Origin of the sequence: Autumnicola musiva, assembly GCF_031846585.1 — a bacterium.
Classification (GTDB): Bacteria; Bacteroidota; Bacteroidia; order Flavobacteriales; family Flavobacteriaceae; genus Autumnicola; species Autumnicola musiva.
Map to the genome: position 1 here is coordinate 44129 of NZ_JAVRHK010000010.1, position 12016 is coordinate 56144.

The following is a 12016-nucleotide window of genomic DNA, read 5'->3' on the forward strand; positions in this document are numbered from 1 at the left end:
TAAACCTCTGACTAGAGACTAATATTTAAACCGAATACAATTGTCTTTGTTAAAGGAAAAGATTCTTCACCACCTCTCTCCGGATCATACTCCCTTAGCAGAGGACTTTTAGCATAGGTCCACAAATTTGACCCAGTTCCATAAATTCTTAGTTGATTTATACCTCCTCCTAAAAAATTATCTGTTATACTATCAGGTAAAGTATAACCCAAAGAAATATTCTGAAGCTTAATAAAAGAACCATCTATAAAATTGAGCGATTGATATCCGGCATAATTAGTTAAACTCGCACCTCTACGTGGCCGCGGAAAATCATTTGTAGGATTTTCAGGAGTCCAGTAATCCATAAAGGCAGGACCATTTCTTTCTCCTGATGGATTATATCTACCTAATACTTCTGCATTAATCATTTGTCCCCAACGTGCAAACACGAAAGCACTTAAGTCAAAGCTTTTATATCTAAATGTATTCTGTAGTCCAATAACAAAATCTGGAACACTGGAACCTAAATATTGCCGATCAGCTTCATCTATAACTGAATCTCCATTTACATCCTCCAATTTGATATCACCGGGCTGAAAAGGAGTTCCTCCAAAACTTAAGGCTGCAGCCTCTTCTGCTTCAGAAATTTGCCAAATTCCCAATTTATCATATGAATAAAAGGAATTTATGGGTCTGCCCAATAATCTTGAATTATCCTCCTGTTGAATAATATCCTCACCATCAACCAGGCTAATTATCTCTTCATTATTTTTAGTAAACGTAAGTGTTGAAGTCCAGTTGAAATCATCAGAAACAATGTTTTGTGAATTAAGAAAAACTTCTATACCCCTATTTCGTGTTTCACCAATATTTTCATAAATTCTTGTTACTCCTGTTGACTGAGGGAGGAATCTGGGTAACAACAAATCAGTAGTATTCGCCTGATAAACGTCAACGGTAGCTTTTAAGCGGCTATTAAAAAATTCAAAATCCAGTCCAAGATTAGCTGTAGCTGTTTTTTCCCAGCCTAAGGAGGGATTACCCACTAAATCACTAAATAAATAAAATGTAGCCGGTACGCCACCAAAGTTTAAATTGGTTCTGGACTCCAAAACCGATTGAGTGCCATAGGGATCAATTCCAGAATTACCAGCAACACCATAGCTAGCTCTTATCTTTGCAAAATTCATTACACCATCGGCATTAAAAAATGGCTCATCACTTAATATCCATGCGGCAGCAATAGAAGGAAATGAGGCCCATTTATTACCAGGAGCCAATCTTGATGCCCCGTCATAACGATTAGTTAAAGTAAGAATATATCTATCCAGATAATCGTAATTCAACCTTCCGGCGAAGGATAATTGATTATAACCTACATAGGAGCTATATAAAAAACGACTTTCTGTTTCAGTCGCACCAAGATTATAAAAATATTGCGTAGCTAACGCCTGATTATTACCTTCTCCTATTAATTCGTCAGCATCACTTTGAATATAATTGGTTATTCCTGTAATGGTAAAATCATGATCTCCAAATGACCGACTATAGGTTAGGATATTATCCCAGTTAAAAAACCGGTTAAAAACCTGGGTTTCCCCTGCCTGGGTGAGCCTGGAATTCCGTTGAGCAAAAGCATTTTCACTTTCAAAAAAGCCATCCCTATTATTTTCCAGATTAGTTCCAAAATTTGATCGAAATTGTAAACCTTCTATAGGATTAATTTCAACATAAGCATTAAATAAAATATCACTCCTAATTTCATTATATTTCGCCACATAGGGCCGCTCATCTACTAATGGATTAACCAATGTAGGGTCTGCAGCTATTGGTGTAAGATTAATTTCTCCATTTTCATTAAAAGGAACACCAAAGGGAGACATAGTCATAGCATGTGCTAAAGGAGTGATTCGGTAATTTTGGTCATAGTAGGCTAATTGCCCATTAACCCCCGCTTCTGCCCAGGAATTAATTTCATGAGTGATTTTAAACCTTCCTGTAAATCGGTTCATATTATCACCCCTCAACATACCTTCTTCTCTAAAAAAACCACCGGAAAAGTACACCTTTGTTTTTTCCCCTCCTCCGCTAACACTAACTGTATGACTCTGCTGTATTCCATCACGAATTAGCAAATCTGTCCAATCCACCCATTGATTATTTTGAACAGCTTCCCATTCTCCGGCATTAGCAAATAGCATACGATCATCTTCAGGCGAATTCCAAAGGCCTTCTGTTCGAAATGCTTCTCTTCTAAGCCTGATGTAATCTTCTCCTGTTCTCATTTCAGGAAATTCTGCAAGCCCATTTATACCATAGTAGCCATCATAAGAAACCAAAGTCTTACCAGCTTTACCGCTTTTTGTAGTTACAAGGATTACACCATTTGCTCCCTGACTACCATAGATAGCTGTGGCAGATGCATCTTTTAAAACTTCAATAGATTCTATATCATTAGGATTAAGATCTGATATACTACCTCCCTGAAAACCATCAATAACATACAGTGGTTCGTTACTTCCACCAATAGATCTATTCCCTCTTATAGTAATATTTACATCAGCTCCTGCCTCTCCTGAAGAACGTGTAATATCCATACCCGGAACTCTACCTTTTATTGCATCAAGCGGATTGGAAGTTGGTGTTCTTACAATATCTTCCTGGTCTATAGAAACTACAGAACCAGTCAAATCTCTCCGTTTAACTTCACCATAACCAATAACTACCGTTTCCTCCAATGCCTGAACGTCTTCCTCCAGGACTACATCGATTTCGGCATTTCCATTAACTGAAATTTCCTTGGTTACATAACCTATTGAGGAAAACACCAGCACGGCATCCGGCTCTACTTCAATACTATATTCACCTTCCATATTTGTTACAGCTCCCCGATTAGTTCCCTGCACAAAGATGTTTACACCCGGAACAGTTTCTCCATTAACTGAACTTACAGTTCCGCTTACCTCTATTTCCTGAGCCTGGATGGAACCTATAACAATCAGAAAAAACGTTAAAAAAAGTCCAATTTTTTTAAATTTTTTAGTCATGCACTTCTAATTTTAATTAAATTTTACTCTCTAATAAATTAATAATATCACCAATACTTTTCAAAAAAACATAATATTTTTCCAGTATCAGAAAAATTTAGTTTCAATTTTAAAGATATTGGGTTTCTGCACTTAAACTATCCTGTTCTATACTGTTAAAAAAACTTAACAACAGGGGGAATAAGCGATATCTGTAAACACTGATAACAAAATAGGAGGTGATTGCCCATTTGACAAAGCACCTCCTATCATCTTTATAAAATTAGAATAATTGAATTATCTTTTTTCTTCAATCCTCTTAAGCCATTCTTCCTCAGCTTCCTTCAGATTATAGCCTTCAGCTGCAAGATAATTGGTAATTCGACCTTTATACTCGTTAAACCACCAATGTTTTTGATCTGAAGAACCTGCATCCATAGCATGTTCCCTGGCTTCAACCAGATTTTTATGAATAAAATCTTTTTGCTTTCTGGTTAGCTGTGGGAGCATATCCAGATAATTACCGTAGGTATTTGGAACAACTCCGTAAGTCATCCCGTCTTTTACTGCCACAACCTGTTCTGGAGTAAGTCCATCATGCAGATCATTTAAATATTCTTCATGCAGATCAGCAATATCTTCATCGGCTTTACTTTCCAATTTTTTAATCTTTTCTTCTTTCCTGGATTCCTCCATCTTGCTCTGCCTGATCTCTTCAATCTTTGCATCCCGCCCATCCTGAATCCAGCTTAGATTTCGGTATTGTTCAGCAATAAGATCTCTTACTTCCCTTTTCTTTTCAGCTGAGTTCAGGTTCATTCCGTCTACAATCTTTTGAGCCCGATCGTTAGTGACCTTTACATATTCCGGGTCAAATTCTTTTTTCTGTGCACCACAGCTATATATGGAAAAGCATAAGATGAGTGCAATTATTATCCTATTTGTTTTCATAGTGTTTTTAATGTGGTTGTAAATTCAACAAACATTACTTTTTATATTTTTCAAGACCATCTTGCAATTCTGCCAGAGTATCTTCATTATTTTCAAGATTTTTCCAATTTGCTGTACTACCAGGCTTTATACCATTGATGTACATTTCAATATTGGTATACCCATCATTATCCATATCTCCTTTTGCATCGGAATAATCATTTGGATCCAGTCCTACTGCTTTTTCATAGGCATCAGGCATCCCATCTTTATCGGCATCAGTATAAGGTGTACCTGTATATTCAGGATATCCCCCTACCTGCCGGATATCGGTAATTATCCCCTGCTTATAGGAATCGGCCGGAAGCCTCCTATGCTCAAACTGGTAAAAAGAATCAGGATCAAGGCCTTTTTCGTAAATGGCCTCTCCGGTTTTTACAGTTTTAATGATTCTTTCATCCACCGCATCTCTTTTCGGAAGAGTGGCACCAACATTTTTCATCACAAAATCATAGGCTTCTTTAGCAGGCAAAATATTTTTAAGCCATGGCATAGGCAAGGGTTCTTCTGCCTTCATATAAGGAAAGTAGGCTTTTGCTTCTTCATAAGGCATCAAATCACCATCAGTACCTTCCATCTGTACGCCATCTTTCCAGTTATCTGCAGTTATTTCAGGATAACCTTTCATAACATTCCCGGTTAAATAGGCTCTCCCAAAAACCACAGTATCTAAATCACTTCTTCCGGATTCCGGCTTTAACATCCTGTGCCCTACTCTATCGGTATCTGAAGTAACCGGGCCGGGTTTATAATAGTTGTTAATAATGTTATATTTTGCTTTATAATCCCCCCCATCAACAGACCGGTGCTTCCAATTGTAAACTACGTTATTGACAAAATTAAAAATGCCGTTCCAACCAATTGAAGGGTTACGCCCAGCATTGCTCGCCCAAAGATTACGGGTAAACATGTTGTTCTCTCCTCCAAGAGTACTCCCAAATGCATGATTATAGGTATCAAGGTCTTCAGAAAAAATACTGTTCTGAATAGTAATGTTTACCGTTGGAAGCTTTTCATCTTTATAATCGGCTCCTGGACTATACATATGCCGATAGATTGACATGTTTTCATCCAGTCCCCAGCTTGCGGAAACATGATCTATCATTATATTTCCCACAGCATTTCCTCCAATAGCATCATCCCTACGGGCAACATCGGTTGCTCCTCTTCGAAAGCGCATATGGCGTATCACTACATCATGAGTGTCTATCCACACTGTTTCGCCAGCAATTACCACTCCGTCACCAGGAGCAGTTTGTCCTGCTATGGTTATATAAGGAGCTCTGATAATTAAAGGAGTTTCTAAATCTATTTTTCCCGCCACATTAAAAACAATTATTCTTGCGCCACCTTTTTCACATGCCCACCGCAAGGAACCTGGGCCACTGTCCTCCAAGCTTGTTACAGTATATACTTCACCGCCACGACCGCCATAAGAATACATTCCTCCTCCCTGGGCACCAGGAAAAGAAGGGATTTTTGCCTGCGGTAAATCTGTAGGACGGGCTGCCCACGGAATATAAGGCTTACCCTCTCTTGCTTCTTTTAAAACTATTTTCTCAGCTTCTTTCCATGCATTGTCTGAATGTCTGTAAGCTCTCTCTTTAACGTCTTTTTCCCTCGCCCGGTCTTCTTCCGTAAGGTCAGGATATTGTGCATAAACTTCAGAACAGGCAATCATTATAAATAAAATTCCAACTATTACTTTTTCTAATTTCATATTTCTAATTTTAAATGAGCTATTTATTTAAATACCTGGTTTCATCATAAATTTTATAAAAAAGCCCAATTTTCACAATTTCCATTAATATTATTAACTTCATTTTAATAAAGTATCCTGCACCATAGGGTACGTGTAACATTAAATTCAGGTTTGAATAATTTTAAATTACTACCGGTACTATAGGAATTTTTCTGTGAAGCAACAGGTTTACTGAATATTTCCCCTGTCACAAGTAATAGTTAGGTGATCATAAACCCAATAACAAAAATCAAATTATTCAATAATTCATCATGTACGGCAACTAAATGGGGGCTGACCATACTATTTGATCAGCCCCCATCTGAAGCTTATATTAATTCAACTAAGAAAGCTAATCACTAACAGTATCGACATTATTGCCAAGATTGCGATAATTTAGTTTTTCCCGTGGATCAGTCCCATTAAGATATTCTTCAATATTGGTATAAACATCTCCGTCAGAATCAAAAGAACCATCTTCCGGATTTTCAGGATTAAGATTATATTCGTTTTCCCATTCATCAGGCATACCATCCCCGTCGGTATCTACAGGTACCTTGGCAGGATCATATGTTAGTTGCGGATATCCACCAACCTCGGAAACGTCATTAATAATTCCGGTTTCAGTGGTTGTTTTTCCTGTACGCACCATTTCTACTACACGGGTATCAACAGCATCACGTCTAGGTAAAGTTGCTCCGGCCTTTTCCAAAACAGATTCAAAAGCGGCTTCAGCCGAATGGTGTGGTGCTACTGGCCACCCTTCGAATGGGGTGTTTACGCGCGCTAGCCTCTTAAGATCATTCACGTTAGGTGAATTTGCATCACTGCCGCGCATACCAGCCCAGTTGTTGTTGGTCACATCTTTATTTTGGTGCATGATGTTGCCGGCAACATACCATTTGCCGGGACGATCTGATGCTTGAGGATACCAGTCACCATCCGCCCATGCACTACCGGGAGAGTACATATGTCGCTCTTCTATACGGGCAAAAGTGGATCTTATATTATCATTAGTGGCAGGTCCCGGTCTGAAATAATTATTAATAAGATTGACCATAGAAGTTTCATCTCCTCCATCTATTGAACGATGACCCCAATTGAATATAACATTATATCGGAAATCAAATGCACCGGACATACCTATAGATGGATTTCGGGCAGTGTTGCTAGCAAATAAGTTGTGATGAAATGTTGAGGGATTCCCTCCCCAGGTGCCACCAAAGGCATGTCCTCTGGCATCGAGAGCCTCACTTGAAATTGTCCATTGAATCGTTATATTCTCTGCGGGATCTTTTATACGAGTCGTTCCATCTGCAGATGGTCTCATATGTCGGTAAAGTGAAATGTTTTCATCCATACCCCAACTTGTAGAGCAATGATCTATTATTATGTGATGGTTCGGATTACCACCTATATTGTCATCACCCTGCCCACCAGAAGGAACGCCACGGCGTACACGCAGATGCCGGAGAATTACATTATGTGTATTAATATTAAATGTACCGGCAATACAAATACCATCACCAGGAGCAGATTGACCTGCAACAGTAATGTAAGGATCATCGATATTAAGATCACCATCAACTTTAATTGTACCTGCAACACGAAATATAACAATACGAGGGCCTTTTGTTTCTAACGCAGCTCGAAGACTACCAGGGCCGCTATCATTAAGGTTTGTAACAGCAATCACTTTGCCTCCACGTCCTCCGGTTGTAAACATACCGCCTCCCCATGCTCCGGGGAATGCAGGAATAACCTCTTCTGGCAATCGTGGGGGGTGTGGAGGTTTCTGGCCAGCTTCCTGAGTCTCCCGCTCCTTTATTCTCTTTTGCCATTCATCTCCTGCCTTTGCTAAATCATAACCACGTTCTGAAAGGTAATTATTTATTCTTCCTTTATATTTACCAAACCACCAGTGCTTCTGATGAGAGGAACCAGCATCCATTGCTTTTTCTCTGGCTTCTTCCAGATTCTCAAGGATAAATTCTTTTTCTTCTTCAGATAAATCTGGAAGCATTTCCTGAAATGCTACGTATGTTTTTGGTGCCACACCATAAGTCATCCCGTCTTTTACTGCCACAACCTGTTCTGGAGTAAGTCCATCATGCAGATCATTTAAATATTCTTCATGCAGATCAGCAATATCTTCATCAGCTTTACTTTTCAACTTCTTAATCTTTTCTTCTTTCCTGGATTCCTCCATCTTGCTCTGCCTAATCTCTTCAATCTTTGCATCCCGCCCATCCTGAATCCAGCTTAGATTTCGGTATTGTTCAGCAATAAGATCTCTTACTCCCCTTTTCTTTTCAGCTGAGTTCAGGTTCATTCCGTCTACAATCTTTTGAGCCCGATCGTTAGTGACCTTTACATATTCCGGGTCAAATTCTTTTTTCTGTGCACCACAGCTATATATTGAAAATGCCAGAATGAGTGCAATTATTAATTTATTTGTTTTCATAGTGTTTTTAATGTGGTTGTAAATTCAACAAACATTACTTTTTATATTTTTCAAGACCATCTTGCAATTCTGCCAGAGTATCTTCATTATTTTCAAGATTTTTCCAATTTGTTGTACTACCAGGCTTTATACCATTGATGTACATTTCAATATTGGTATACCCATCATTATCCATATCTCCTTTTGCATCGGAATAATCATTTGGATCCAGTCCTACTGCTTTTTCATAGGCATCAGGCATCCCATCTTTATCGGCATCAGTATAAGGTGTACCTGTATATTCAGGATATCCCCCTACCTGCCGGATATCGGTAATTATCCCCTGCTTATAGGAATCGGCCGGAAGCCTCCTATGCTCAAACTGGTAAAAAGAATCAGGATCAAGGCCTTTTTCGTAAATGGCCTCTCCGGTTTTTACAGTTTTAAGCACACGTTCATCAACCCCATCACGTACTGGTAATGTAGCCCCTACATTCTTCAAGACATAATTATAAGCATCCATTGTATGCATAATGGTTAAATGGGGCATTGGCATAGGTTTATCAACTTTTATGGTCGGGAACAAACTTTTAGATTCTTCATAAGTCATTAACTCACCATCTTTCCCTTCCATCTGTACTCCCCCATTCCAGTTATTCTCCGTAACTTCTGGAAAACCTTCTACTATGTTTCCATTCACATAGGCTCTTCCAAATAAAAGCGTATCTAAATCACTCAAACCACCTTCTGGTTTTAAAATACGATGAGCCACAGGTTCATCTTTAGGAGTAACAGGACCGGGTTTATAATAGTTGTTAACAATATTATACTTTGCTTTATAATCACCACCATCAGTGGTCCTATGACTCCAATTAAACACTATATTATTAACAAAATTAAAAATACCATTCCATCCAATAGAAGGATTTCTCCCAGCATTACTTGCCCAAAGATTTCTCATAAAAGAGCAGTTTTCACCGCCTAAGGTACTTCCAAGTGAATGGTTATAGGTGTCTAAATCTTCTGAAAAGATACTGTTTTGAATGGTAACGTTTACTGTTCCTAATTTCTCACGATCGTAATCTCCACCCGGGCTGTACATATGTCGATAGATGGACATATTTTCATCAAGGCCCCAACTTGCAGAAACATGATCTATCATAATATTTCCAACGGGATTCCCTCCAATAGCGTCATCCCTTCTACCTACAAAGGTTTCTCCCCTACGAAAACGCATATGCCGTATCACTACATCATGAGTGTTAACCCATACGGTTTCACCAGCTACCACTACTCCATCACCGGGTGCCGTTTGCCCTGCAATAGTTATATAAGGAGCGCGAACGATGAGGGGTGTTTCTAATTTTATAATGCCGGCAACATTAAACACAATGGTTCGTGCACCTCCCTGTTCGCAAGCCCACCGCAAGGAACCTGGGCCACTATCATTTAAATTAGTTACCGTGTACACTTCACCTCCACGGCCACCGTAGGTGTACATACCGCCACCTTCTGCGCCCGGGAAAGCAGGAATATCTGCCTGCGGTAAGTCAGTAGGACGAAAAGCCCAGGGAATATATGGCTTTCCCTCTCGCACCTCTTGTTTCACTACTTTAAGTGCATCTTCCCAAGCTTCATCTGAATATTTGTAAGCTTCTTCTTTAATAGCCTTTTCTTTTGCCCGATCTTCTTCCGTAAGGTCTGGATATTGTGCATAAGTTTCTATAGCACAAAAGGCTAATATTAGAAGAACAATTGATTTTCGATTCATAAATTCTTATTTGTTGAAATTGTAATAGAAATGAGCTGTTATTTTGCGATAACAGCTCATAAAGATCACGGTTAATTTAGTTCTCCTCCAATGGATCAAAAGAACCTCCCCAACCTATGGTTTGTTCTAAGTAGGGGTTTGTATCTATTAGGTCCTGGAATATTCCAAGAAAATAGAATTCGTTATACCAGGTAAAAGTCCAGTTATTCTCTGTTGGATCGAGATCATCCCGCACTTGAACACGTAGAAAATTGTCTCTCCACCATTCGGTGTATTCCTGTTGGTTTGCAATTCCATTCGGGAATTCTTCAGGTTCTCTGTCTATCACAGGAGCAACACCTTCATCATTTGGTTCAAAAGGATCTTCACTTCCTACATAATCATTGCCCTCTTCATTTTGTGCAATAAAGTAGAACCCGGTTCGTCTTGTACCATCAAGTGGTTCAATCCCAAGCCTTGAGGCTGTTCCAAAATCATCATTAAACAACATCCAACGTTTTAAGGTGTGGTATCGTTTTTGTCGCTCATAAGCTAATTCTACCTGTCGTTCTTTTACAACGGCCCCAAATAACTCATCTCTTGTGTTTACATCAGCTAATCCATAACTACCGTCGAGATTTTCAATTCCGGCACGTTCACGAATTGTCATAATGCCTTGTTTACCTTCATCAAGCATATTCACACCAATGGCAGATTCTGCAAGATTTAAGACTACTTCTGTAAAACGTATCTCCATAAAATCATTTCCTGATCTTCCCCAATTATCATCTCCGGATGCATTAGCCATAGTCATTTTTTTTACATAAAAGCCACTCGCGTTAGCAGCATCATCGGTATCTTCATTTGGAAATTCTAAGCCTTCCTCACTAAACCAGGTATAGTTCCAAGAACGATATTCCGGTTCGTCTTCGTATGGGAATCTATCGCCCGGGAATACAAAGGTGGCATAAAAACGCGGATCCCGGTTTTTATAAAAAGTTTGTAAATCATATTCATAAATATCAGATTCACCTATCTTGCTTCCATCCTTCATTGGAAAAGCATCCACAGTTTGTTTGGTTGGCTGTACTTGAGGGAATGCACCTTGATCACTGGGACGTGTAACAGCCTCCCAACCGCTGTTCAATTGTCCCTGATCTGATGATGAAGTGTTAAAGTTCCAAACCCAAACAGCCTCCGGATTATCTATATCCTGGTTCCAAATATCAGCCCAATCTCCCTGAAACAAACCAAAACCGTTAGCTTCCAGAATTCCTTTTGCTTCTAAATTTGCATCATAGGCAGATTGCCAACGGGACTGCTCATCGTCCCTATTAAATTGAGGGCTTGCCCATAATAAGGCGGCTCTACCTTTTAATGCTGCAGCAGTTCCACTTGTTACTCTTCCCCAATCAGCCGGATCTGTCCAACGACCGGGCAGTAATTCTTTGGCCATATCCAAATCAGCCATTGCTTGACCAAGTGTTTCTTCTGCAGATGCCCTGGAGGTACCACCAGTAGGATTTACAATAGGATTTTTTGCTTCCAATTCTATGGGCACTCCCCCATACCATGAAGCTAAATCATAGTACTGATAACCCCGCCAGAAGTACATCTGTCCTTTTAAATAATTTTTCATTTCCTCGTCTATCCCGTCGTATTGATCTACATTATTGATGAATAAATTAATCTGACGGATTCTGGTATATGGATTATTTCTAATACTGGTACCAATTGGAAAACCAATATAATCCCAGGCATGATATTCAGCGGGAGAAATAGTTGCCCACTCCTGATTCCATCTGGTTTCCCCATATGCCTCATCACCAGTTTGAAATAAATCATTGTTATGGGAGTTCCAATAAAATTGTGGAGCATTGCCATCTGCAGGTAAAAACAATCCATATACATAATCTATATATGCTGTTGCCCGTAATTCATCCTGAAACACCTGCTCATTTACACCTGTCCAATCCTGTTTTTCCTCAAGAAAATCATCACTACAAGATGAAGTAAGGAACACAAATGCCAATAAAAATAATTGGATTGCATGCTTTATATTAATCGTTTTCATTGTATTTATT

At 39.2% G+C, this 12016-nt stretch carries 6 protein-coding genes; all 6 read right to left on the reverse strand.

What is annotated here, in order from left to right:
* Positions 1-11: 11 nt before the first annotated feature.
* On the reverse strand, positions 12-3029 hold the full coding sequence (locus RM539_RS13385) for a SusC/RagA family TonB-linked outer membrane protein (protein ID WP_311503918.1): 3018 nt from the start codon (positions 3027-3029) through the stop codon (positions 12-14).
* Between the two features lie 276 nt (positions 3030-3305).
* Positions 3306-3959, reverse strand: a complete 654-nt coding sequence (locus RM539_RS13390; protein WP_311503919.1) for a DUF3826 domain-containing protein — start codon at positions 3957-3959, stop codon at positions 3306-3308.
* 34 nt (positions 3960-3993) lie between these two features.
* Positions 3994-5718, reverse strand: coding sequence for a pectate lyase family protein (locus RM539_RS13395; protein WP_311503920.1), 1725 nt, complete (start codon positions 5716-5718; stop codon positions 3994-3996).
* Between the two features lie 373 nt (positions 5719-6091).
* Positions 6092-8203 carry a DUF3826 domain-containing protein gene (locus RM539_RS13400; protein WP_311503921.1) on the reverse strand — a complete coding sequence of 704 codons (2112 nt, stop codon included), beginning with the start codon at positions 8201-8203 and terminating at the stop codon, positions 6092-6094.
* 34 nt (positions 8204-8237) lie between these two features.
* A complete protein-coding gene (locus RM539_RS13405) occupies positions 8238-9953 on the reverse strand; it encodes a pectate lyase family protein (protein ID WP_311503922.1) in 1716 nt (571 codons plus the stop codon).
* A 76-nt stretch (positions 9954-10029) separates the two neighbouring features.
* The gene (locus tag RM539_RS13410) at positions 10030-12006 is read right to left on the reverse strand and encodes a RagB/SusD family nutrient uptake outer membrane protein (RefSeq protein ID WP_311503923.1); all 1977 of its coding nucleotides are present in this window, start codon (positions 12004-12006) and stop codon (positions 10030-10032) included.
* Between the last annotated feature and the right edge of the window lie 10 nt (positions 12007-12016).